The sequence below is a fragment of the Pseudomonas sp. LTJR-52 genome, assembly GCF_003691465.1.
GTDB classification, from domain to species: domain Bacteria; phylum Pseudomonadota; class Gammaproteobacteria; order Pseudomonadales; family Pseudomonadaceae; genus Chryseomonas; species Chryseomonas luteola.
Genome location: NZ_CP033105.1, coordinates 2,307,791 through 2,330,000, shown reverse-complemented (window position 1 = coordinate 2,330,000; position 22,210 = coordinate 2,307,791). Strand labels below are relative to the sequence as shown.

Sequence of the window (22,210 nt, the reverse complement as noted above, 5' to 3'; positions counted from 1 at the left end):
ATTTCACATTCAACTTACCAAGCCACCTACGCGCGCTTTACGCCCAGTAATTCCGATTAACGCTTGCACCCTCTGTATTACCGCGGCTGCTGGCACAGAGTTAGCCGGTGCTTATTCTGCTGGTAACGTCAAAGCTGCAACGTATTAGGTTACAACCCTTCCTCCCAGCTTAAAGTGCTTTACGACCCGAGGGCCTTCTTCACACACGCGGCATGGCTGGATCAGGCTTTCGCCCATTGTCCAATATTCCCCACTGCTGCCTCCCGTAGGAGTCTGGACCGTGTCTCAGTTCCAGTGTGACTGATCATCCTCTCAGACCAGTTACGGATCGTCGCCTTGGTGAGCCGTTACCCCACCAACTAGCTAATCCGACCTAGGCTCATCTGATAGCGTGAGGTCCGAAGATCCCCCACTTTCTCCCGTAGGACGTATGCGGTATTAGCGTTCCTTTCGAAACGTTGTCCCCCACTACCAGGCAGATTCCTAGGCATTACTCACCCGTCCGCCGCTGAATCAGAGAGCAAGCTCTCCTCATCCGCTCGACTTGCATGTGTTAGGCCTGCCGCCAGCGTTCAATCTGAGCCATGATCAAACTCTTCAGTTCAAACATATCCGGGTTTTGAGAAAACCCTAAACTTGGCTCAGCAATCGCAAATAAACTCTCGAATTCACGAGTGTTACTTGTCTTGCTGATAATCTTGTCGATCCATCAGTCTTACAGCACAAGCACCCACACGAATTGCTTGATTCAACTTGTTAAAGAGCGGTTGGTTAAGACCTTGTCTCAACCGAGGCGCGCATTCTACGCTAACCTCTTGTCCTGTCAAGCTTTTTGTTCAACCGGTCTAACCAGCCGAACCGCTTGCCGGACCTGCCGGATCAGAAAACCTGTTCTGGCAGCGGGAGGCGTATTCTACACAAGCCCAGGGGCTTGTCAACTACCGCTTCCCTCTTTCCACTTCTGCCAGACCGGAGGCCTGACCTTGACTAAACAGCTAAGCCATTGATCTACAAGGCTTTTTGCTGTTCCGTTGCAGCGGAAGTGGGGCGCATTATAGGCCCCTCCGCTCACAGGTCAAGCTTTATTTGAGAACGAACCCAGGATCAGCTATCTATTTATCAGCATTCTTTGAGGCCTAGCGCAGAAAGCCCCCCCGTAAAGCGCATCATTAAAGGCACTACATCTATGCATTTTACTAAATTGGAACAGCACATTTGTATTACATGCCTAAAGCATAGGCGACACATAGGTGCTCGCCGAAGCAAGACCTTACATAGAAATTACTAAGCTACTAGTATCAGCAGCTCTTTGAATGAATATCAGAGATTGATATAGCCTCAAAAACATCAACCTAATAGCTCTCAAGCCAAAGGAACCAACCCAATAACAGCTCATTTACTTTTAAACAACATTGATGCCTCCGTTACCGTCACCCCGGACATCGGCTCACACCGGACCAACTAAGAGTCACAGACTGCCAAAGCATGCCCTTAGGAGCGAACCTAGGCGTCATGGTGATAAGGAGCATTGAAACATCGTCAAGCCTATGAAGTGCTGCCGAATCAGGATGGACAAAGCAAAACCAATAAAACCAGTGATCTTGCTAGGACCGCCTTGAGATGACATCACAATTGGCTGAGCTAGTAACCGTCTATCGATCCGGCGGAGCATTTATTTAAATGCGAGGGAAAAGATCACCGGATGGCAACTGACGAGAGACTCCGGAAGAAAGCTTTTAAGGATATTAGGATTTGTCTGAAAAGTCGGCATGCATGCATCGCTCGATGCAGGCCAGCGTTACCATGGCCTTGAAGCTGTTAGCCAGCTTGTCAAAGCGAGTACAGCGCCGACGCTTCTCCTTTAACCAACCGAATAGCCGTTCGATTACGTTACGCTGTTGATACTTGGGCCTATCAAACAGGCGAGGCAGACCTGGCCGGGGCTTGCGGTGCATCGTGCGCTGGGCAATCACCGGCTGCATACCGAAGCGGTCGAAATAGCGACGCAACCCTTCACTATCGTAGCCCTTGTCTGCGATCACTGTCCGGCAACGCTTGCGTGGTCTGCCCTGAGAGCCAGGAAGACGTACCTGATCCAGTAACGGAATAAAGTTGCGCGAATCGGCCTGCTGACCAGGCGAGAGGGTAAAGCTCAGCGGATAACCATTGGCATCGCAAAGCAGGTGAATCTTGGTACCTAACCCACCCCGGCTGCGTCCCAGGCAGTGATCTAAAGGTTCGTCCGCCCCCCCTTTTTTCCGCCTCCTGCCGCGGCACGGGTAGCTCGAATGATCGTAGAGTCCACCATCCAGGTATCCAGATCGATAAAGCCATCCTGGCGAAGCCGCAGATGCAGACGAGTCAATACGCGCTCAAACGTTCCGTCGTCCCGCCATTGGCGAAAACGCTGATAGACCGTTTTCCAAGGGCCGTAGCGTTCGGGTAGATCACGCCACTTGGCGCCGGAGCAAAGGATCCAGAAGATACCATTGAGCATCTGTCGATCATCCCGGCGAGGACGGCCCATGGTCTGGGGAGGAGAAACGATGTCTTCAATCAATGCCCAGCGCTAACTCGAAAGCTCGTAACGACCTGTCATGTCTGCCTCCGCTTGCCACAACGACATTAGGCTAACAAACGCGACCTTTCAGACAAACCCAAGAGACGCAGCAGGCTACTAATGAAATGGCATTGAAAGGAAATGCTTGGTTTTCATTGGTAAAGGCAACACTGCTGGCGACCTATTACAAGCGCGAAGGAAGGATGGTAGTAACTGCCAACCATACTAGCGAGATAATAATTAAGAATTACCAGCGAGGCCATTAAGAAATTGTTCAGCCAGATATGAACAGAACCATATATCGAAAAGATATCTAGCGAATCACATATATACCGCAGCGTCTTCATGACGCTTAAAAGCAAAACGGGTCAACAATCATAGATTGTTGACCCGTTTTTAGATATTTGGTCGGGACGGAGTGATTCGAACACTCGACCCCTTGCACCCCATGCAAGTGCGCTACCAGGCTGCGCTACGCCCCGACTCTATCCCTTGCGAGATGGCGAACATATTAAGCTAAGGTTTTGATAAATGGAAGGTTTTTTTAAATTATTTTTGAAGAACTCCCAAAACATCCTCTAATTCGCTAATCATTTGCTTTATTAGCTGACGATACTGGGTAGTATCATCCTTAGCATCATCACTCGACAACCTTAGACGAGCCCCGCCTATGGTAAAACCTTGGTCATAAAGCAGAGCCCTGATCTGACGGATCATAGTGACATCTTGTCGCTGGTAATAACGACGATTACCTCGCCTTTTTACCGGGTTAAGCTGAGGAAACTCCTGCTCCCAGTATCTAAGGACATGGGGTTTTACCAAACAGAGGTCACTTACCTCACCAATAGTGAAGTATCGCTTACCCGGTATAGCAGGTAACTCATTGTTATGGCTTGGTTCCAGCATACGCTTCTACCCTGGCCTTAAGTTTTTGCCCAGGACGGAAAGTCACCACACGGCGTGCCGTGATTGGTATCTCTTCACCTGTTTTAGGATTGCGTCCAGGGCGCTGACGCTTGTCTCGCAAATCAAAGTTACCAAAACCTGATAGCTTAACCTGCTCGTTCTGCTCTAAAGCATTTCGAATTTCTTCGAAAAACAACTCCACTAGCTCCTTGGCCTCACGCTTATTCAGACCAAGCTCCTCATAGAGACGTTCAGCCAACTCAGCTTTCGTCAGAGCCCCCATACGCTATTTCCTTAATGTGGCGTTAAACCTTTTTTCTAGGGAAACGAGGATTTTCTGTGTCGTTTCGTTGATTTCTTCATCAGTAAGAGTGCGTGATGGATGCTGCCAGGTCAAGCCAACTGCAAGACTTTTTCTAAGCGGATCAATGCCCTTGCCTTGATATACATCAAACAGCCTTAAATCAACCAGACACTCACCAGCCTTGCCCCGTACAACCGACAAAACATCCGCCGAAGATACCTCTATATTCACTAGAATTGCCAAGTCTCTACGTACTTCTGGATAACGTGACAGCTCTTGGAAACGCGGTAGGCATCTCTGCTCCGCCTCACCTAGCAACACTTCAAATACATAAACAGGTTGATCTAAATCCAAAGCTTTTAATAGCTCGGGATGTAATGCTCCCACATAACCCACCAGCCGGCCGTCACGCTCAATGCGTGCAGTCTGTCCAGGATGCAGCGCAGGATGCTCTGCCGCGACAAAGGTAAAATCACCTACATCCTCACCGCAACCTAACAGCGATTCAACATCGCCTTTGATATCGAAAAAATCTACACGCTCAGAACCAGAGCTCCAGCTTTCTGGAAAGCGTGAGCCCGAAATTAGACCAGCCAAGACACGCTCTTGCGCCAAATCATCTAGTGAACCGACAAAACGAAGCCCTGACTCAAACAAGCGCACCCGACTCTGCTGGCGATTAAGATTGTGCTGCAGCGCCTTGACCAAGCCCGGCCAAAGTGAAGCGCGCATAGCAGCCATATCTTGAGAAATCGGATTAGCCAACAATACTGGATCAAGCGCTGGCGAGAATAGCTTGAATGTCTTTTCGTCTATGAAACTATAAGTAATAGCTTCCTGATAACCCCGAGCAACCAGCTGGTGTCGAAATTGCGAAAGGCCAGTACGCGCCTCGGCATATCCTTTTGGAGCCAAGCGTGCTTGTGGAAAACGAGTCGGAAGGCGGTTATATCCATAAAGGCGCGCCAGCTCTTCTATCAAATCGACTTCGATTGCTATGTCGAAACGATGACTAGGAACGCCAATTTGCCATTGGCTTTCATCAGTAGACTCAACGGTCAAAGCAAGACCTTTTAGCAGGCGCTCAACTTCATCACTTTCAAGACGCAGACCTAGCACTTGCTCGATGCGCTCACTACGCAAAGTAATAGGGGTCTTAACAGGCAAATGTTCAGCACTTGCTATCTCTATCACCGGACCTGGTTCGCCGCCGACAATATCTACCAGTAGGGCTGTAGCGCGCTCCATTGCACGACGAGGCAGATCAAAGTCTACACCGCGCTCAAAGCGGTGCGAAGAGTCAGTATGAAGACCATAGGAGCGTGCCTTACCAGCAACAGCAATAGGATCGAAGAAGGCGCTTTCCAGGAACAGATCCACGGTAGTGGCGCTTACACCACTGTATTCCCCCCCCATGATCCCAGCTATAGCTAGCGCGCGCTCATGGTCGGCGATAACTAACGTATCCGGGCGAAGAGTAATCTCTTGGCCGTCTAACAGAACCAGCTTCTCGTCGGGCTGCGCTAAGCGAACACGAATGCCGCCCTTGATCTCGTTGAGATCAAAAGCATGCATAGGCTGCCCAAGCTCAAGCATAACGTAATTAGTTACGTCGACTGCAGCATCAATGCTGCGAATCCCGGATCGCCGCAGGCGCTCTACCATCCATTGTGGCGTAGGGCGGGAGAGGTCAACATTTTTTAGCACACGCCCTACATAACGAGGGCAAGCAGAAGGCTCAACAACCTCAATTGGGCGTACATCGTCTATACTTACTTGTGCAGGTGGAACATCAAGCTCATGCACCGGGACGCCATAGAGCGCACCAACTTCACGAGCGAGGCCGGCGATTGATAAACAATCGCCGCGATTAGGCGTTAGATCAACGTCTATAGAAACGTCGTCCAACCCCAAGTAATCACGGAAATCCTTGCCTACTGGTGCATCTGACGGCAGTTCCATCAGACCTGCATTATCTTCTGATACGCTCAACTCACTAGCAGAACACAGCATGCCTTGAGACTCAACGCCGCGCAGCTTGGCTTTCTTTATAGTGAAATCACCTGGCAGCTTGGCGCCAATCATAGCGAAGGGAATCTTCAGACCAGCACGCACATTTGGCGCACCGCATACGACCTGAAACTCTTCCTGGCCATTACTAACACGGCATACATTCAGCTTATCAGCGTCAGGATGCCGCTCAGTAGCGAGCACCTCTCCTACTACCACACCGCTGAACTGCCCGGCCACCGGCTCGACGTCGTCCACTTCAAGACCTGCCATGGATAACTGAGCGACTAAATCGTCCCGAGAAGCCGGTGGACTTACCCAAGATCTCAACCACTGTTCACTGAATTTCATTGTGCCCCCTATTAAAGCTAGCGGAATTGCGCCAGGAAGCGCAGGTCGTTATCGAAGAACAGCCGTAAGTCATTTACGCCGTAACGCAGCATGGCTAGGCGCTCAACGCCCATACCAAACGCGAAGCCCTGATATTTCTCAGGATCGATACCCGCCATTTGCAACACGTTAGGGTGCACCATTCCGCAACCTAAGACTTCAAGCCAGCTAGGGGTCAGCTGGCCATCTTTATTGACATGTCGACGGATGTCGACTTCTGCAGAGGGCTCAGTGAATGGGAAATAAGAGGGCCTGAAACGGACCTCTAGGTCTTCTTCAAAAAACTCGCGTAGAAAACTCACTATCGTGCTCTTGAGGTCGGCAAAGCTGACCTTCTTATCAATCACAAGCCCTTCTACCTGATGAAACATCGGCGAGTGCGTCTGATCGGAATCGCAGCGATAAACTCGGCCTGGGCAGATGATACGAATCGGAGGCTGCTGCTGTTCCATGACACGAATCTGCACGGGTGAGGTATGCGTACGCAGTAGACGTGTAGCATTAAAATAAAACGTATCGTGCATAGCACGAGCCGGGTGGTGACCTGGAATATTAAGCGCCTCGAAGTTATGGTAGTCGTCTTCGATTTCAGGGCCTTCAGCCACGCTGTAACCAATACCTGTAAAAAGTCGCTCGATACGTTCCAAAGTACGGGTAATAGGGTGCAAACCACCCGTTTTTTGCCCTCTGCCAGGCAACGTTACGTCAACCCGCTCCGCTGCTAATTTTTCAGCCAAAGCGGATTCTTCTAAAAACTGTTTGCGGGCGTTAAGCGCATCTTGCACACGCTCTTTAGCCGCATTGATCAGCGCACCGACTTTCGGCCGCTCTTCTGCAGGCAGATTGCCCAGCGTCTTCATGACTTGGGTAAGCTCACCTTTTTTCCCTAGGTAGCCAACCCGTAGCTGTTCAAGAACAGTCGTGTCTTCAGTTTGCTGCACGGCCTCCAACGCTTGGCTGACCAGTGCCTCCAGGTTTTCCATTCACTGACTCCAGATACAAAATAGGGGAAGAGCTTTAGGCCCTTCCCCTACTGGTGACGTTACTGTCGGGCCAAGGCCCTGATTGACACAGGGCTTAAGCCAAAGAAGCTTTAGCTTTCTCGACAATCGCAGCGAACGCTACTTTTTCATTTACCGCCAGATCGGCCAGAACCTTACGGTCGATCTCGATGGCCGCTTTCTTCAAGCCAGCGATGAAACGGCTGTAAGACAGACCGTTCATACGAGCACCAGCATTAATACGAGCGATCCATAGGGCGCGGAACTGACGCTTGCGCTGACGGCGGTCACGATAGGCATATTGGCCTGCCTTGATCACAGCCTGCTTAGCAACACGGAACACGCGAGAGCGAGCACCGTAGTAACCTTTAGCCAGCTTCAGAATTTTTTTATGACGACGACGGGCAATTACGCCACGCTTAACACGAGCCATGAGTTATACCTTTACCTTGTGACCGATTAACGAACGCGCAGCATGCGCTCAACTTTTTGAACGTCAGACGGGTGCATCAGAGATGTACCACGCAGCTGGCGCTTACGCTTGGTGGTCATTTTGGTCAAGATGTGACTCTTGAACGCGTGCTTGTGCTTGTAGCCGGAAGCGGTCTTTTTAAAACGCTTCGCTGCACCACTTTTGGTTTTCATCTTTGGCATGTTCATATACTCCGCATTGGGTGATTACGCATAACCGCAAGGCCTGCCAGTGCCCTGGTGGTTACTTTTTCTTTTTAGGGGCGATGACCATAATTAGCTGGCGTCCTTCCATCTTAGGATGCTGTTCTACGGCACCGTATTCAGCAAGGTCAGCCTCGACCCGCTTTAACAGCTCCATACCCAGCTCCTGGTGAGCCATCTCACGACCACGGAATCGCAAGGATACCTTGGCCTTGTCCCCCTCATTAAGGAAACGTACCAGGTTGCGTAGTTTTACCTGGTAATCCCCTTCTTCCGTCCCTGGACGAAACTTGATTTCTTTTACCTGAACCTGTTTTTGGTTCTTTTTCGCTGCTGCGGTCTGCTTCTTCTTCTCGAAAAGATGCTTGCCATAATCCATGATGCGGCACACAGGAGGTACTGCATCGGCGGAAATTTCCACCAAGTCCAGCTTGGCTTCATCAGCAGCGCGTAGCGCTTCATCAATCGAGACGACGCCAATCTGTTGGCCGTCAGCACCAATCAACCGGACTTCACGAGCCGAGATATTCTCGTTGATCGGAGCCTTGGGTTGAGTTCGCTTATCCTGTCTCATTTCACGCTTAATAGTCATTACTCCAATTCTTGTCGACCGCGACGAGCAACTGCTTGAGCTAGAAGCTCCTTGAAGTCCGCAATAGGCATTGAGCCCAGATCAGCACCTTCACGCGTGCGTACAGCCACGGCTCTTGATTCAACTTCCCGATCACCTATAACAAGAAGATAGGGAACCTTGAGCAAAGTATGCTCCCGAATTTTAAAGCCGATTTTCTCGTTTCTCAAGTCAGCTTTAGCTCGGAAACCGCTTTGATCAAGAATTTGCACCACTTCGTTAGCGAAATCGGCCTGTTTGTCAGTGATATTCATGACCACTGCCTGAGTTGGAGCAAGCCACGCCGGGAAAGATCCCTCGTAATGCTCAATCAAAATACCGATGAATCGCTCAAAAGAACCAAGGATAGCACGATGCAGCATTACTGGGTGCTTACGGCTATTATCTTCACTGACGTATTCAGCACCAAGACGAGACGGCAAATTAAAATCAAGCTGTAGCGTACCGCATTGCCATACTCGACCCAGACAGTCCTTCAAAGAAAATTCAATTTTTGGACCGTAGAATGCACCTTCTCCCGGCTGCAAGTCATAGGCCAGCCCTGCATGATCAAGCGCCGCAGCTAATGCTGATTCTGCCTGATCCCACAAATCATCTGAGCCAACACGCTTTTCAGGACGGGTAGAAAGCTTCAGTTGTATATCAGTGAATCCGAAATCAGCGTAAACCGCTAAAGTAAGCTTAATGAAAGCAGCCGCCTCTTCCTGCATTTGGTCTTCTGTGCAGAAAATGTGAGCGTCATCTTGAGTAAACCCTCTGACACGCATAATGCCATGTAAAGAGCCTGATGGCTCATTACGGTGACAAGCGCCGAACTCTGCCAGACGAAGAGGCAGTTCCTTGTAACTCTTTAGCCCCTGATTAAACACCTGCACGTGACACGGGCAGTTCATTGGCTTAATGGCATAGTCACGACTTTCCGATTCAGTCGTAAACATGTTGTCGGCATAGTTAGCCCAGTGGCCGGACTTTTCCCAAAGGGAACGATCCACAACTTGTGGCGTACGGATTTCGGAGTAGCCGTTTTCATGCTGAATACGGCGCATGTATTGCTCAAGCGCCTGATAAACAGTCCAGCCGTTAGGATGCCAGAACACCATTCCTGGCGCCTCTTCCTGAGTATGGAAGAGATCCAGCCGCTTGCCCAGCTTGCGGTGGTCACGTTTTTCAGCTTCTTCAATGCGCTGAATATAAGCTGCCAGCTGCTTTTTATCGGCCCAAGCCGTACCATATATACGCTGCAGCTGTTCGTTTTTGGAGTCGCCACGCCAGTAGGCACCAGACAGCTTCGTTAGCTTAAAAGCCTTCAAAAAGCGGGTATTGGGCACATGCGGACCACGACACATGTCCACATACTCTTCATGATGATACAACCCCATTGCCTTTTCATCAGGCATGTCTTCAATCAAGCGGAGCTTGTAATCTTCCCCTCTCGCTTTAAACGTCTCGATAACCTGCTCTCGCGGAGTCATACGCTTGATGACGTCGTAGTCCTTATCGATCAACTCACGCATCCGCGCCTCGATAGCAGCCAGATCATCCAGCGTAAAAGGACGCTCATACGAGATGTCGTAATAGAATCCTTCATTAATAACAGGACCAATTACCATCTTCGCTGTCGGGAACAGCTGCTTTACAGCATGACCAACCAGATGAGCACAAGAGTGACGGATGATCTCCAAACCCTCTTCATCTTTAGGCGTAATAATTTGCAGGGACGCGTCATGATCAATAACGTCGCAAGCATCCACCAGACGTCCATCTACTTTGCCTGCCAGAGTAGCTTTCGCTAATCCAGCGCCTATAGACTGAGCGATCTCTGTGACTGTAACAGGATGATCGAATAAACGTTGGCTACCGTCGGGAAGAGTAATAGTGGGCATGGCGCCTCCTTTAACAGTGGTGACCCATACCAAGGGCCACATGGTTCGGATGAGCCAGTAAGCTACAGCATCGAATTATATATCCTACCGAACGATGGCAGGCCTATGCACTTTTCAATTAATCGATGAAGGATCACTGGAGCAACAAAGAATATATATGCTTTCAGAAAATGATTGGCTATACAACCAAGCATTAGGCCACACCTAAAAATATTAGCCCTCCACACCAAGCTAGTCAGTCTAGCTACCTAGTGGTTTTCACGCAGCACAACTTGAAAGCAAGCCATCACCTGGGCACTTGATCAAAGATCACTTTTGGCATGCCGTAGCTGTAAAAACTACTGGATTGAAACTGAAGAATAGCCAACACAGGCCGATAACTCGCATAACCAAAGCGGGATCGACTTGCCGTGATCATTCCAGACATACCGATTGTAAGAATAAGCCTGAAAGACTACGCGTTGTTAGCAAGGGCGCTAGATTCAACGGTGTTTTCAATTACATTGAAAACAGACGAAGGAAAGCCCATTGCCTGGCGCTTTTCAAAGGGTTACTTCACGAATAAAAGAATGTTTGAGCAGATAGTAGGCCGATTGCCACTATAAAGCAGCCAGACCTTGCCTCAAAAAATAAGGGCCTGACCAATCAAGTCAAGCCCTTATTACAACTGGTGCCCGGAGCCGGAATCGAACCGGCACGGAGTTTCCTCCGAGGGATTTTAAGTCCCTTTCATATACGTTTGAAGCTGCTTGAACCTGTTTGAGTAAGCATCTACACCCCTTGATTTTCCTAGCCTTTAGCGCACAATGATCCCATTCGTGGTTTGAAGTAGCCCCTGCTTACTTTAAATGAGCCGCTTACTATCTGCTTACTTTGATCGCAGACAGAGGGATGATTGGCGTGACTAACAAGCTGAAATTCACCAAGGGTGCTATTGAAAAAATTCTCGCCCCCTCCTCCGGCCAATACTTTTATTGGGATACAGAGGTGCGCGGTTTTGGCTTGCGCGTATCGGTCAGCGGCTCGAAATCCTTCATTTACCAAACCCGCGTCAATGGCAAAGAAAGACGGATTACCATTGGTCGATTTGGCTCTATTACAGTCGAGCAGGCACGAGATCAGACACGCAAACATGCCGCCCAGGTTGCCAGTGGGATCGACCCGGTAGCAGAGAAACAGAAAGCAGGCCGCAAAGGGATAACCCTTGCCCAGGCAACAGAAGCTTACCTAACCGGGCGCAACCTCAAAGATTCCACCAGGAAGGACGTTGAGCGCGCCATGAAAGGATTTAGCGACTGGAATAAAAAAGCCTTGGTTGATATCAAGCCAAACATGATTGAGGCTCGACATAAGGAGCTATCAGAGGCCAGCCCTACCCGCGCCAACCTTGCCATGCGCTACCTACGCGCCGTCGTGAACTATGCCAATGCCAAATATAGTGGGGATGAAGGCGAGCCGCTTCTCTCATCCAACCCGGTAAAGCGTCTTTCAGTGATCAAGTCCTGGAACCGCGTTAGTCGCCGCCGTAGTTTCGTCAAGCCATACCAAATGAAAGCCTGGTTTGATGCTGTGAACACCGGCCTTACAGCCCTTAAGTTTGGTGCAGAGCTTCGTGACTGCTTTTTGCTTTCCATGCTTACTGGCGTGCGTCCCTCGGAAGCATTACAGCTTCAGTGGAAAGGCGTGGACTTTAAGCACCGTACCCTCACCTTCTTTGACACCAAGAACCACAGCGACCACGAGCTACCACTCACTGACTGGCTAAAGGACCTGCTTGAAGCTCGCAAGGCCATTGCAGGCCCGGAGTATGTGTTTAGCACTGCCGATGGCACCAGGCTCAAGGACACTCGCACCGGCATTGCCAAGGTTATCGAGATATCTGGCGTTGAGTTCATGCCAACAGATCTGCGCCGTTCGTTTATTACTGCAGCTGAGCGCCTGGATATTGGTCCTTATACGCTAAAGCGAATGCTAAACCACACGATTAGCAACGACGTAACCGCTGGCTATATCGTCCCGACTACTGACCGACTGAGAGAACCTATGCAGCAGATAGAAGACGTGTTGTTGCGGGATGCTGGCGTTAAGGAAGCGGAGGCACAAGCATGAGCATTAAGGGCAAGCGCGCACAAGCACTACCTATTCTTGATCCTAGCAACAAACGGCGGAGCGGGGGCGCGTTTGATGACTCTCTACCAACCGAAGCCCTGGAGCTGATTGCCCGTCAAATTAGTCATGACAAAGAAGATTTTATTAAATGGCTTAGTGAAGAAATGCTGAATTTCCGAATTCATGAATTTGCTAAGGACCAAGAAATCCCTCTTTCACAAGAGTTGAAGCTCTTAGCAGAACTTCAGTCTTACATGCTTGAAACCAGAAACCGCCTACTAAACCTGCCAGCAACTGCCATGGCCTATCTTGAACAGGAGCAATGGCAACTAAGCAAGACAACTTTTTTCGAATGCCAGCACAACCTCGCAGACCAGCTAGTTAAAGCATGGGCAGTGCTCGGCAGCGCCAGCAATGAAATCGAAAAGATTCCTAATCAACCAGGCGCCCGGGAAAAGCACAGTAGAGATAATTTGCTTGCCGCCACGGCAGCTCGGTTGCACAACCAGCACGGGATTAAGATAAAGCGACGTGCAGCGGAAATAGCAAGAAATCTACTAGTCCTGTGCGGGGTTCAGCTCCCAGAAGACATTAAAGAGGTTGAGCGCCTGATAAATAAGAGGGGGGGGAAAAATTACTCGTAACTACATCGAATTCTGCACGGCGATAAGTTTTTAACTCACCCATAGAGTGTGTATAGCCAGACAAAAGGAGACACGGCTATGCACCTAGCAACACCAAGCAGCAAGCAAGGCGATCGTCAATTTTGCCCTACTCAGCTAATAACCTTTAACGAGGTATGCAACTTACTACGCAAATCACGAAGTGGCATCTACAAGCTTATGTCTGATGACCCGACCTTTCCACGCTCACTTAAAAGCAGCCACTCCCGCTCAGCTAGGGCGTTCTTTATAGCTGAGGAAATTGCAGTCTGGCAGCAGGCGAAGGTTAGCGCGAGGGATAAGCGATGAGCATAGATAAAGGCCAACTACGCCTAAGCAATCAAAATACTCTTCTAACTACAGTCACCCTCCCCGCGCTAATGGATCAACGAGCCGTTGCCGCTTATCTAGGCAAGTCTATTGCCTGGATGGAACGATCAAGATGGGATGGCACAGGAATCAGATACGTAAAAGTTGGCAAGGCAATTCGCTACAGAGCAATAGATGTTTTGGACTTTGTTGAGCAAGGCCTACGCACCAGCACTAGTCAGGAGGTGCGCTAATGAGCCCAAGCCGCGTTTTCCAAAAGATCATTGCTGGAACTGAAAAGGCAACAGATCACGAAACTTTGTTTCATCTGGCTAACACGTTTGATGTTGCGATAGCCCTTTTCACTGAGACGAGCTGCATAACAGTTAAAGAAGCCGAAGAGCAAGTTCGAAGCTTTAGAGAGGTATTTGCAGCAGCAAAAGGAAGAATCAACAGAGAGGTTCATTGATGATGAACCTAGATAAATCCCTCACCCCGGCGGCAACCGGGGCTGAGGGCACCTCTGCAGGAGTTACAGGAGTCACTACCTTGCACCGGAATAATAGCAGTACTGATGCTATGCGTCAGCGCCAGCGACTTTTAAATGCGTTGATTGAGCTAGGCGCTGTAAATACGTTGTTCGCTCGCGACAAGCTTAACTGCATGGCCCCAGCTCCAAGAATTAAAGAATTGCGAGCGTTGGGCCATGAAATTTATACAGACCGAATCACTATCAACGACCGTGACGGGCGAACTCATAAGCGCGTAGCGCGCTATGTGCTGCTCAAGCTGGCCAAGGATGCTGTGATATGAACAGCGTTCGCACCTTTGAGCCAAACAGCAATATTCCAGAGGCCCTTAGAGAGCGCGCAAATTGGATTTGCTGGAGCTACGTTGAGAAATCGCCTGGTGCAAAGCCTGATAAGGTCCCTTGCCATCCAGACAAGATGTTTGCCTTAAGCTGGGATAAACCTTCTGCATGGATGAGCTATGAGGAGGCTGTAGCCGCCTATGAACGAAACCTTAAGCTATCCGGTATTGGCCTTGCCCTTACTGGAGGGCTGGTTGGCATCGACATCGATCATTGTCTGGATAAGCAAACAGGTCAGTTCGAACCCTGGGCACTGGAGCATATTCGCGAGTTTCAGACTTACACCGAGGTAAGCCCTTCGGGTGAAGGCATTCGTATGTTTATCGAAGGTAGCTTGCCTGAGGGCTGTCGTAAAAAGAGCGGGCCTCGGGAAATCTATGACAGTGGACGTTGGTTAACTGTTACTGGCAAGGCTATTGATGACAGTCCTGTCGCCAAGGACCGGCAAGGCGCGGTTAGCCATTATCTTCAAGCTATGCAGCCTAGCAAGACTGGTATTGCTTCAGAAGCAGGGGACTCGAATGAGTCTTTGGTGGTAAGCATTCTGACGGGTCAAAATCTCCACGACTCGACGCGCAACCTTGCTTTTCGGTACATCGCTGACGGAATGACTCCAGGCAAGGTTGTAGAGACAGTACGCGGGTTTATGCTTGCTATGAATGATCGCGGAGACCCTGCTCGTTGGCAGGCTCGTTACGATGACATTCCTAATCTAGTGCGAAGTGCCCAAGCGAAGATCCCAGCAGCTAAAGTTGAGGCGGCTGTAAACAATGCCTTTGATTTAGACGCGGCCAGGGTTACTCCAGATTGGTTTACAGCCGAGCCTCCCGCTAGAGAATGGCTTGTTAAGGATTTGTTGCCGCATGGCGTAGTGGGCATTCTCGCTGCTCCAGGTGGTGCAGGTAAGAGCCTTCTTCTTCAGCAGTTGTCCTTGGCTGTGGCAAGTGGCACCTCGTTTCTTGGTTGCGAGATCCAGAAGCCAGGCGCGGTTGTTTATCTAAGCGCCGAAGATGATCAAAACGAGTTACGTCGCCGCTTATACGCTATCGGGAAGCAATATCCTGGTATTGATACTGCCAGCGTTGCCAGAAACCTTTACATGCTGGATTTGGTGTCGGCTGGCTTCAAGCTTACCCACTCCCCAGATGGCGGACGGGTTATCACAACCAATGCGCTGCTGATTGAGCAATTGCGGCAGTTCATTCAAAGCATTGGTAACGTTCAACTCGTTATTGTCGATACTTACAGCCGATTCAATGGCGGTGAGGAAAACGACAACGTACACAGCGCAACCTTTGTACAGGCATGTGAAATGATCCGTAAGGACACTGGGTGCAATGTCATGGTGTCGGCTCATACAACAAAGGCAACGATGGGAACAGTTAAAGCTACTGACGTAGCAGGCGGCGCCCGCCTGGTTGACTCCGCGCGTTGGATGGGCGGCTTAGACCGATATCTATACGCAAAGGATAGCGAGCCAACTCCAGAAGATGCGCGTCATGTCCGTCTGACTGTAGGCAAGTCAAATTATGGTCAGATCGGCGCTCAGTTCTATCTAGAGTTCTGTAATGGCGCCTTGCTACATCGTGATAAGGCGGCGAAACGCGAGAGTAGCGATACAGTAGAAAAGAAGCGCACTAGCCGGTATGAGGAAGCGCTACCAAAAGTGAAAGCTTTTATTCTACAAAAGCAGGCTGAAGGTAAAAGCGTGACGCGGGAATTACTCCGTACGTATGCAGATACGTTTGGTATGAGTGAGAAGACGCTACGGGAGCAGGTCATCAATCGCGCCATTGAGGAAGGTGAGTTATTAGAGACTGTGGTTAGCTCTAAGAAGAGACTGATTACGGTATGGAACCGTGAGGCATGACTTGACCAATTACCCGTTGAATAGCCCGGCTCATGCCGGGCTTTTTGTTTAAGCCTGTCGGGTAGACGGGTAACGGGTAAATTACCCGAACTAAATAAAATTACCCGACGCAATCCCAGTAGCTATGCGGGTTAGGGTCGGGTACGTGTGTCGGGTCGGGTAGTTTTGCAGTTACTCGACTCTAAGCCAGTAACCATGCGGGTCGGGTACGGGTAATTTTTCTCCCCTAAAGGGGAACGGATTTTTACCCGACCCATTAGGGAGGCGAGGTAAACGCCTAGCCTCCTGAGGCCAGGGGGCTTCCAAAACTCAGAGGCTACGGCTGGAAATACCACTCTCGAAAGCCTCTTATCGTGCTTATCCCATTTTTCGATACCCCGCACAGCCCTCTACTTGTGCGCGCACGCGCGCGAATAAATGAAGGCATTAGCGCCTGGCAAATAAAGTTCGCGTTTGAATTGAGTGATTTTGAAGCCATTTGAAAGCTAACTTCGGCTATTTCGCTACATAAAATAAAATTAGACCTATCAGATTAGTCATCGAGATGATTGACGAATGAAGCTCCAATGCAAACTTCCGCTCCAGGTCAAAAGCGTTGCCGAACAAGGCCAGTTCGAAGGCATAGCTAGCGCCTATAACCTGGCTGACCCTGATCGTGATGTGATCCTTCCCGGTGCCTTCTCCGACTCCTTAGCTGCACACCAAGCCCACGGCACCATGCCTGCTCTTTTGTGGCAGCACAAAGCAGACGAGCCGATTGGTAACTGGCTGGCCTTTGAGGACACACCCGAAGGACTACTGGCACGCGGCAACTTAGCTATGAGCATTGCGCGGGCGCGCGACGAGGCATATCCGCTTCTGAAGTCCGGCGCGCTATCGCTGAGCATTGGTTCACCGCAGATCCTGTCAATTCATTTACTGAGCTAGGAACCCGTTACTTTCGCGCCGTTGAGCTGCTGGAAGTTTCCCTGGTTTCGGTCCCGGCAAACCCAGCCGCCACGATTCGCCAGGTCAAGGCGTTCAAGGATTGCCAGAACATTAGAGATTTTGAGTCCGCTGTGCGTGAGGCACTGGGGCTTAGTGCGAAGCAAGCGAAAGTTCTAGCTGCGCGCGGATGGCCTGCCCTTCATCGAGACGAGGAAGAGACGGCTATTGATATCGAAAAGGCAGTGAGCCTCCTCACCGCCGCAACTAAAACTTTGAGAGGCATCAACCATGTCTGAAGTCATCCTGAAGGCAGTGCAAGAGCACGCCGACGCTGTAACGCAATTCAAGCAAGCCACCGAAAACAAGCTCAACGTTCTTTCGGCCCAGATTACCGACATCGAGCTTAAGAATGCTCGCAAAGGTAGCAAGCGCTCCGCCGCCACTATGGCAAACACTCTGATTGAGTCGTTTACCAAGTCGGCTCAGCTCCAGTCCATGCGTGAAGGCGCAAACACTACAGGCCGCGTAACGCTACAAAACGGCTCTGTTGAGATGCTGCGTAAAGCAGCCATCGTGAACAGCGGCACCGGCGGAACTGGTGATAGCGAATTTGCAGTTCCTGCTCAACGCGCCAATGGCTTGTATGGCGATGCTCGCCGCCCATTGAGCCTGCTGGATGTACTGCCAAGCCTTGAAGTAACGAGCGGCACATTTGAGTTCATGCAGCTGAGCAACTACCAAAACTCTGCCGCCGTACAAACTACAGAAGGCAGCGTTAAGGCTGAGGCTAACATTCAGTCGGTTCCAGTCCAGGCGCAGATCAGCACGATTGCCCACTGGGTACGCGCATCGACTCAGGTTCTGCAGGATGCACCAGCCCTTGAGCGTCAGCTGGGCGACCTGCTGGCTTATGGCGTCCAGGCAAAGCTTGAGAATGAAATTATCAACGGCACCGGCGGCCAAGGCCGGATTCTGGGCCTGGTTCCTCAAGCCACGCCGTACATCCCAACACCAGCCCTTTCTGCTGCTGACCGTATCGGTGAGGCTGCTACAGCCTTGTCCGCGGCTGGCTGGCAGCCTGGCCTGGTTGTAATGAACCCTGTTGATTGGTTTGCGATTGCAAGTGAGCGTTCGGAAGGTGATGGGCAATATGTGTTGGGTTCGCCGCGTGATCCATCCCCGCCGAGTGTTTGGGGCTATCGAATCATTACTAACCCAAGCCTGGCCAGGGGCACGGCGCTGGTCTTGGATCCGGCCCAGGTTGCCGTATTGGATCGCATGGAGCCTACCGTTATGGCTAGCCGTGAGGCTGGTGATGCTTTCGTTACCAACACCTGCATTCTCCTAGCAGAGCTGCGTGCTGGTCTTGCAGTGTTTGCGACGGGTGCAGTGGTCTCGGTAGCACTGGCTTAAAAATTGAGCGGAGATGCTGCACAGGCCGCTCAATGCTCCGGTTCACCTGTCAGCGCTGGTAATTGCTAAGCGCCAGCCGAAGAAAAGCGAAGCACAGCCCTCATCGTTCGCGGTGAGGGCTTTTTTATAGGGCTCGGGTATGCGTATTGATTTTGAAGGTAAAGACTCTGGCGAGCGTCGTATGTGGCTTGCGTCTATTGGGCTATATGCTCAGGACTGTGCCTCACATCTGGCAGGTCGTAACGATCCAAACCTGGAGTTTCTGCTCGCCTGGCGAGACCTCAACGGTACGCGCCGGATCTTGAGAAAGCTGTGTGAGCCTGTTGGTTTGGAAGCAGAGCTTATAGGTGAATTACTTTCAAAGAGTTTAATAATTAGTTTGAGCAAGCGACCTAAGTAGACTATTAAATGACTCTTTAGTAACATCATTATCTAATAGCGCCCTTTCAAGAAAGGCGTCAACCAAAACAGAACTTCTTGATGAGGTAAAGCTATCTATATAGGAGCCAACATAAATATGACTATCAGAAATTTCATACTCATAGCAGTCAAAGTCAAGCCTGTTAAATCCAAATAGCTTAGCAACACTGTAAACTTCAACAAGAGCAGCTTTGCTTGCATCAGGTGTATAGCTAATTGTTAATTCTTTCGGCAAAACTTTATCCTCATTATTGGACCCGAAAGTTCTTTCAACGGAAAAACCATTTTTTATAAGTGCAAACCTTATTTCGTTATAATGAGGAAGAAGGTCATTAAGCGCTATCCGCGCCATAGCCTTTTCTTTAATCTTCTCTAGAGAGTTTATTGCGCTCTTGCTTTCTGCCACTTTGTCTAACACCGGATCCAGCTTATGATCCCCATCGTTTACATGATTCAGCGCAGAGGATATGTATTCAAGATTATCACTTAGAATCTTAAATTGGGCCAAATTAGCTTCTTGAGCTTTCTTCAACTCTTCGGCCAAAGCATTTTCTTTATAAGAGCTTACTTTTATCTTTCCAGTAACCTTTTCAAGGTGTTTGGAGTAGAACGTATCCTCTTGGAGCTCAGCTCTAAACTTCGTTTGCAACGAAAAAATCAGATAAAGAAAAATAGGTACGTTAAGGATTGCCGCAACAACTAATACACCTGGCACCCAAGCAGGAGTGTTAATAACTTTAGCCGCACCTAGAAAAGATCCATTAATTAGTACTAGCCCTACTAACCAAGCTGCTAATAGCTGTATCGGCTTAGTAACCTGATGTGGCTGTATTTTTTGTTCCGACATTAAAAACCTATAATATTTTAAAATATCATTAATTATTGTCTAATTTATTTTTAGAATCCTAACACTCTACCAACCACACTCTTTTCTAACATCCTTGAGCGCACTATCTGCACCAGATGTATCGAATATCGCAGTAATTGGATTTTCATTGTATGGCGTAACATTGGCTACAAAGCTTGTGCTTTCAGCCAACTGTTTTAATAATTTGACTGGAGAACCTGGATAGAAAGCTGCCTTCTTATCCGTTGAAAGTTGCCAAGTGGATTTCTGAGCCTTTTGTTTATCTATTCGGAAGATAATTTCAGCTTCTCGGCCTAAATAGGAGTTCCAATTGATAATTAAATCGGTCTTATTTTCAGCACAACGGATGAGCATGACAACCTTGTCACCGTAGCGTCCTGAGCCTGTTGCTGCACTTAGTCCCGCCAAGTAAACATTCTTATCGTTAAGTGGGTCTACTTTCGTAGTCACCTCCCAGCTACCTATGCCCTCTATTGCTTTTGCTTCAAGTATTGGAGCTAATGAATGCTTAGCAGCAATAGAGTCATAGCACTCTAAGCGCTCCACAGCATTGTTTACAGCCGCACAGTATGAAACCTCCTTATCCTCAACCGCTAATGCCGAGATCGGAAGCAGAGAAAGGATCAACAGTTTACGCATAACGCCTCCATGCTTTTTATGCCAGCAGAAAGATAGTCGGTATATCCAAGTAGCTATCGGCGACATAGCAATAAGCTTTAAAAGATTTTTCGACAGACGGCGAGACTATTTCCAAACTGCTTACTATGCGCTTACTTTTCTTGCAGGCAATAAAAAAGGCCTAGGTCGAAAACAACCTAAGCCCTTGATATATATGGTGCCCGGAGCCGGAATCGAACCGGCACGGAGTTTCCTCCGAGGGATTTTAAGTCCCGAGACAAAACCAGCATTCATGCGGGTTACAGCCCTATTTCCGGTCCGCAAACACTCAAAATCCAGCCCTCTCCAGCCCAACGGCATCAATGGGTCCAAAATAATTGCGGACCGGAACCATATAGTTATGAATCATAACGATTCAAGGGATGAACTTCACCTAGCAGGTGCCCACTAGCCACCCTCCCTCTTTCCGACTACTGTATGCATCCTCAGTAGAACGGACCCTCTTATGAGCACTTCAATTGCCGAATGGGATCGACTGGCTAACGACCAGCATGCCCTTGTGCGCCTACCTGAACACCATACCTCTTACATGAAAGAAGTTGCCGACCGATTGCTGAGTACTGGAGCGATCAACAAAGACCGTTGGTCGGACATGATGGAGGTCATCGACTCGGCCAAGCTATGGGCAGCTGAGGCATTGGCTACCTACTCCCCCGACTTCCTCAAAGGAGGAATCTACGAACTCAGGGACACGAACGGCAAGCTGGCCGGCATCATTGAGCAGTCGGCTTTCGAGTTTTACAACCTGAGCGAAGATCATGGCGTCGTGAGACGAGATCCGAATGGCCGCCTGGAGTTTCATGAGCGAAATGCTGGGCTATATGGTTCGGTCGATGGGATGAGGCTGACGCGAAAGGATGGGCAGCAGTTCGACCTTGTGATGATCGGGCGTGTGATCAACGGTGAGCGCATGCTTTGTATCGAGACGCATACAGACTAGCTGATATACTGCCGCATTATGTGAGACGGATCACACATGAGCAGTTACAGCAAAGCCAAGTCAGTCATCATCAAAGGCCTGTCGCCTCTGAAGATAGAGTTCGAGCACCGAACCCATAATAGCCCTTTGATATTTGTCGCATATGATACAAAGGGAAAGAGGCTGTTTGAGTCAAACGCCCTACCCCCTTCCCTTTGCCAGAACCCAAAGTCCGTCGAGATGCTGGTGGCAATGGCCCGGAAGGAATTGACGAAGCAAGGTTTCGAGCTTGACCCTTGGGATGTGGTCATAAGCCTGGAGCGCCTTGCTTGCTGGTCATGGACACAACGCAAGCATTCAAGATGAACAAGACGATCCGCAACATCCTAATCCTGTCTATCCTCATGGCTCTTTCAGCCCTTGCTGTCGTCAACAAGGGCCTGAAGAATGGATGGTTCTAGATGCAGTGCTTGGCTGCAGCAAGAATATCCTTTGGGCGGATCGGATTATTAGCTGATCGCTCATGAACACTGATCTCAATCCCTCGTGATGTTCTGTCAACGAATATCACGGCTGCAGTCATGGGCGATACAAACTGCGGTACCACAATCTTCTTGTGATCAGCATCCCCGCTGACCTCGACCTTGCGCCTGGAGTCTTCCAGCTCTGGAATCAGGCATTCCATATAGGCTTCAACAGTCTTGCCAGATATTGACTCCATGGACGGCGGACGCTTCTCGATTCTCCCTTCGCTTGCACACCCTGCAAGCAGTGCAGCACTAATGGCAATAATCTTGCGCATAC

General features: G+C 49.7%; 21 protein-coding genes, 2 tRNA genes and 1 rRNA gene (1 of these 24 only partly in view). 9 read left to right on the top strand and 15 right to left on the bottom strand.

From position 1 onward, the window contains the following. From EAW52_RS11080 to thrS, 11 genes are all read right to left on the bottom strand, one after another. A 16S ribosomal RNA gene (locus EAW52_RS11080) occupies positions 1-604 on the bottom strand (it extends 933 nt beyond the left edge of the window). Between the two features lie 1,141 nt (positions 605-1,745). Next, positions 1,746-2,560 (bottom strand): IS5 family transposase gene (locus EAW52_RS11075; protein ID WP_256680784.1). Its coding sequence is split into 2 segments (ribosomal slippage): positions 1,746-2,245 and positions 2,245-2,560, totalling 816 coding nucleotides; the frame shifts between segments, so codons are not numbered across the junction. Positions 2,561-2,965: 405 nt separating this feature from the next. Then, positions 2,966-3,042: transfer RNA gene (locus EAW52_RS11070), tRNA-Pro, on the bottom strand. Between the two features lie 67 nt (positions 3,043-3,109). After that, positions 3,110-3,466, bottom strand: a complete 357-nt coding sequence (locus EAW52_RS11065) for a MerR family transcriptional regulator (RefSeq protein ID WP_122042440.1) — start codon at positions 3,464-3,466, stop codon at positions 3,110-3,112. Then, positions 3,447-3,749 carry an integration host factor subunit alpha gene (ihfA, locus tag EAW52_RS11060; protein ID WP_010794558.1) on the bottom strand — a complete coding sequence of 101 codons (303 nt, stop codon included), beginning with the start codon at positions 3,747-3,749 and terminating at the stop codon, positions 3,447-3,449. Before ihfA ends, EAW52_RS11065 begins: the two co-directional genes overlap by 20 nt. Positions 3,750-3,752: 3 nt before the next feature. Further along, complete coding sequence (pheT, locus tag EAW52_RS11055; protein WP_122042439.1) at positions 3,753-6,131, bottom strand: phenylalanine--tRNA ligase subunit beta; 2,379 nt, start codon at positions 6,129-6,131, stop codon at positions 3,753-3,755. Positions 6,132-6,148: 17 nt separating this feature from the next. Further along, positions 6,149-7,153, bottom strand: a complete 1,005-nt coding sequence (pheS, locus tag EAW52_RS11050; protein WP_122042438.1) for a phenylalanine--tRNA ligase subunit alpha — start codon at positions 7,151-7,153, stop codon at positions 6,149-6,151. Between the two features lie 94 nt (positions 7,154-7,247). Beyond that, positions 7,248-7,604 carry a 50S ribosomal protein L20 gene (gene rplT / locus EAW52_RS11045; RefSeq protein WP_010794561.1) on the bottom strand — a complete coding sequence of 119 codons (357 nt, stop codon included), beginning with the start codon at positions 7,602-7,604 and terminating at the stop codon, positions 7,248-7,250. 26 nt (positions 7,605-7,630) lie between these two features. Next, entirely contained in the window at positions 7,631-7,825 is a 195-nt protein-coding gene (gene rpmI / locus EAW52_RS11040; protein WP_010794562.1) for a 50S ribosomal protein L35, read from the bottom strand. Between the two features lie 61 nt (positions 7,826-7,886). Then, on the bottom strand, positions 7,887-8,438 hold the full coding sequence (gene infC / locus EAW52_RS11035; protein WP_010794563.1) for a translation initiation factor IF-3: 552 nt from the start codon (positions 8,436-8,438) through the stop codon (positions 7,887-7,889). After that, positions 8,438-10,360, bottom strand: a complete 1,923-nt coding sequence (gene thrS, locus EAW52_RS11030; RefSeq protein WP_122042437.1) for a threonine--tRNA ligase — start codon at positions 10,358-10,360, stop codon at positions 8,438-8,440. Before thrS ends, infC begins: the two co-directional genes overlap by 1 nt. Positions 10,361-11,260: 900 nt before the next feature. Between thrS and EAW52_RS11025 the strand changes: the two genes are divergently transcribed. From EAW52_RS11025 to EAW52_RS10980, 8 genes are all read left to right on the top strand, one after another. Beyond that, positions 11,261-12,469 (top strand): integrase family protein, encoded by a 1,209-nt coding sequence (locus EAW52_RS11025; RefSeq protein WP_162997623.1) that lies wholly within the window; start codon positions 11,261-11,263, stop codon positions 12,467-12,469. Beyond that, on the top strand, positions 12,466-13,113 hold the full coding sequence (locus EAW52_RS11020) for a hypothetical protein (protein WP_122042435.1): 648 nt from the start codon (positions 12,466-12,468) through the stop codon (positions 13,111-13,113). The genes EAW52_RS11025 and EAW52_RS11020 overlap by 4 nt, the downstream gene beginning before the upstream one ends. Before the next feature lie 580 nt (positions 13,114-13,693). Continuing rightward, positions 13,694-13,909: a hypothetical protein gene (locus tag EAW52_RS11005; RefSeq protein WP_122042432.1), complete on the top strand. Its 216-nt coding sequence runs from the start codon at positions 13,694-13,696 to the stop codon at positions 13,907-13,909. Continuing rightward, on the top strand, positions 13,909-14,253 hold the full coding sequence (locus EAW52_RS11000) for a helix-turn-helix domain-containing protein (protein ID WP_256680783.1): 345 nt from the start codon (positions 13,909-13,911) through the stop codon (positions 14,251-14,253). Before EAW52_RS11005 ends, EAW52_RS11000 begins: the two co-directional genes overlap by 1 nt. Beyond that, positions 14,250-16,181 (top strand): AAA family ATPase, encoded by a 1,932-nt coding sequence (locus EAW52_RS10995; protein WP_122042431.1) that lies wholly within the window; start codon positions 14,250-14,252, stop codon positions 16,179-16,181. Before EAW52_RS11000 ends, EAW52_RS10995 begins: the two co-directional genes overlap by 4 nt. Positions 16,182-16,736: 555 nt before the next feature. Next, complete coding sequence (locus EAW52_RS10990) at positions 16,737-17,108, top strand: HK97 family phage prohead protease (RefSeq protein WP_122042430.1); 372 nt, start codon at positions 16,737-16,739, stop codon at positions 17,106-17,108. Continuing rightward, complete coding sequence (locus EAW52_RS26810; RefSeq protein WP_122044777.1) at positions 17,030-17,404, top strand: HK97 family phage prohead protease; 375 nt, start codon at positions 17,030-17,032, stop codon at positions 17,402-17,404. Before EAW52_RS10990 ends, EAW52_RS26810 begins: the two co-directional genes overlap by 79 nt. Next, the gene (locus tag EAW52_RS10980; protein WP_122042429.1) at positions 17,397-18,521 is read left to right on the top strand and encodes a phage major capsid protein; all 1,125 of its coding nucleotides are present in this window, start codon (positions 17,397-17,399) and stop codon (positions 18,519-18,521) included. Before EAW52_RS26810 ends, EAW52_RS10980 begins: the two co-directional genes overlap by 8 nt. A gap of 367 nt (positions 18,522-18,888) precedes the next feature. Here the strand turns inward: EAW52_RS10980 and EAW52_RS10975 are convergent, their stop codons facing one another. The 3 genes from EAW52_RS10975 to EAW52_RS25935 form a co-directional block, all read right to left on the bottom strand. Next, positions 18,889-19,788: a hypothetical protein gene (locus tag EAW52_RS10975; RefSeq protein ID WP_122042428.1), complete on the bottom strand. Its 900-nt coding sequence runs from the start codon at positions 19,786-19,788 to the stop codon at positions 18,889-18,891. A 66-nt stretch (positions 19,789-19,854) separates the two neighbouring features. Further along, positions 19,855-20,448, bottom strand: a complete 594-nt coding sequence (locus EAW52_RS10970; protein WP_162997622.1) for a type VI secretion system-associated protein TagO — start codon at positions 20,446-20,448, stop codon at positions 19,855-19,857. Positions 20,449-20,642: 194 nt separating this feature from the next. Beyond that, a tRNA-OTHER gene (locus tag EAW52_RS25935) sits at positions 20,643-20,768 on the bottom strand. Positions 20,769-20,932: 164 nt separating this feature from the next. Between EAW52_RS25935 and EAW52_RS10965 the strand changes: the two genes are divergently transcribed. Further along, entirely contained in the window at positions 20,933-21,427 is a 495-nt protein-coding gene (locus EAW52_RS10965) for a hypothetical protein (protein WP_122042426.1), read from the top strand. 436 nt (positions 21,428-21,863) lie between these two features. Here EAW52_RS10965 and EAW52_RS10955 read toward each other — a convergent pair whose 3' ends face one another. Then, entirely contained in the window at positions 21,864-22,208 is a 345-nt protein-coding gene (locus EAW52_RS10955) for a hypothetical protein (RefSeq protein WP_122042424.1), read from the bottom strand. Between the last annotated feature and the right edge of the window lie 2 nt (positions 22,209-22,210).

Bases quoted from the DNA above. Each gene is read 5' to 3' on its own strand.
- EAW52_RS11065 (WP_122042440.1), bottom strand. From the start codon at position 3,466: ATGCTGGAACCAAGCCATAACAATGAGTTACCTGCTATACCGGGTAAG.
- ihfA (WP_010794558.1), bottom strand. From the start codon at position 3,749: ATGGGGGCTCTGACGAAAGCTGAGTTGGCTGAACGTCTCTATGAGGAG.
- pheT (WP_122042439.1), bottom strand. From the start codon at position 6,131: ATGAAATTCAGTGAACAGTGGTTGAGATCTTGGGTAAGTCCACCGGCT.
- pheS (WP_122042438.1), bottom strand. From the start codon at position 7,153: ATGGAAAACCTGGAGGCACTGGTCAGCCAAGCGTTGGAGGCCGTGCAG.
- rplT (WP_010794561.1), bottom strand. From the start codon at position 7,604: ATGGCTCGTGTTAAGCGTGGCGTAATTGCCCGTCGTCGTCATAAAAAA.
- rpmI (WP_010794562.1), bottom strand. From the start codon at position 7,825: ATGCCAAAGATGAAAACCAAAAGTGGTGCAGCGAAGCGTTTTAAAAAG.
- infC (WP_010794563.1), bottom strand. From the start codon at position 8,438: ATGACTATTAAGCGTGAAATGAGACAGGATAAGCGAACTCAACCCAAG.
- thrS (WP_122042437.1), bottom strand. From the start codon at position 10,360: ATGCCCACTATTACTCTTCCCGACGGTAGCCAACGTTTATTCGATCAT.
- EAW52_RS11020 (WP_122042435.1), top strand. From the start codon at position 12,466: ATGAGCATTAAGGGCAAGCGCGCACAAGCACTACCTATTCTTGATCCT.
- EAW52_RS11005 (WP_122042432.1), top strand. From the start codon at position 13,694: ATGAGCCCAAGCCGCGTTTTCCAAAAGATCATTGCTGGAACTGAAAAG.
- EAW52_RS11000 (WP_256680783.1), top strand. From the start codon at position 13,909: ATGATGAACCTAGATAAATCCCTCACCCCGGCGGCAACCGGGGCTGAG.
- EAW52_RS10995 (WP_122042431.1), top strand. From the start codon at position 14,250: ATGAACAGCGTTCGCACCTTTGAGCCAAACAGCAATATTCCAGAGGCC.
- EAW52_RS10990 (WP_122042430.1), top strand. From the start codon at position 16,737: ATGAAGCTCCAATGCAAACTTCCGCTCCAGGTCAAAAGCGTTGCCGAA.
- EAW52_RS10980 (WP_122042429.1), top strand. From the start codon at position 17,397: ATGTCTGAAGTCATCCTGAAGGCAGTGCAAGAGCACGCCGACGCTGTA.
- EAW52_RS10975 (WP_122042428.1), bottom strand. From the start codon at position 19,788: ATGTCGGAACAAAAAATACAGCCACATCAGGTTACTAAGCCGATACAG.
- EAW52_RS10970 (WP_162997622.1), bottom strand. From the start codon at position 20,448: ATGCGTAAACTGTTGATCCTTTCTCTGCTTCCGATCTCGGCATTAGCG.
- EAW52_RS10965 (WP_122042426.1), top strand. From the start codon at position 20,933: ATGAGCACTTCAATTGCCGAATGGGATCGACTGGCTAACGACCAGCAT.
- EAW52_RS10955 (WP_122042424.1), bottom strand. From the start codon at position 22,208: ATGCGCAAGATTATTGCCATTAGTGCTGCACTGCTTGCAGGGTGTGCA.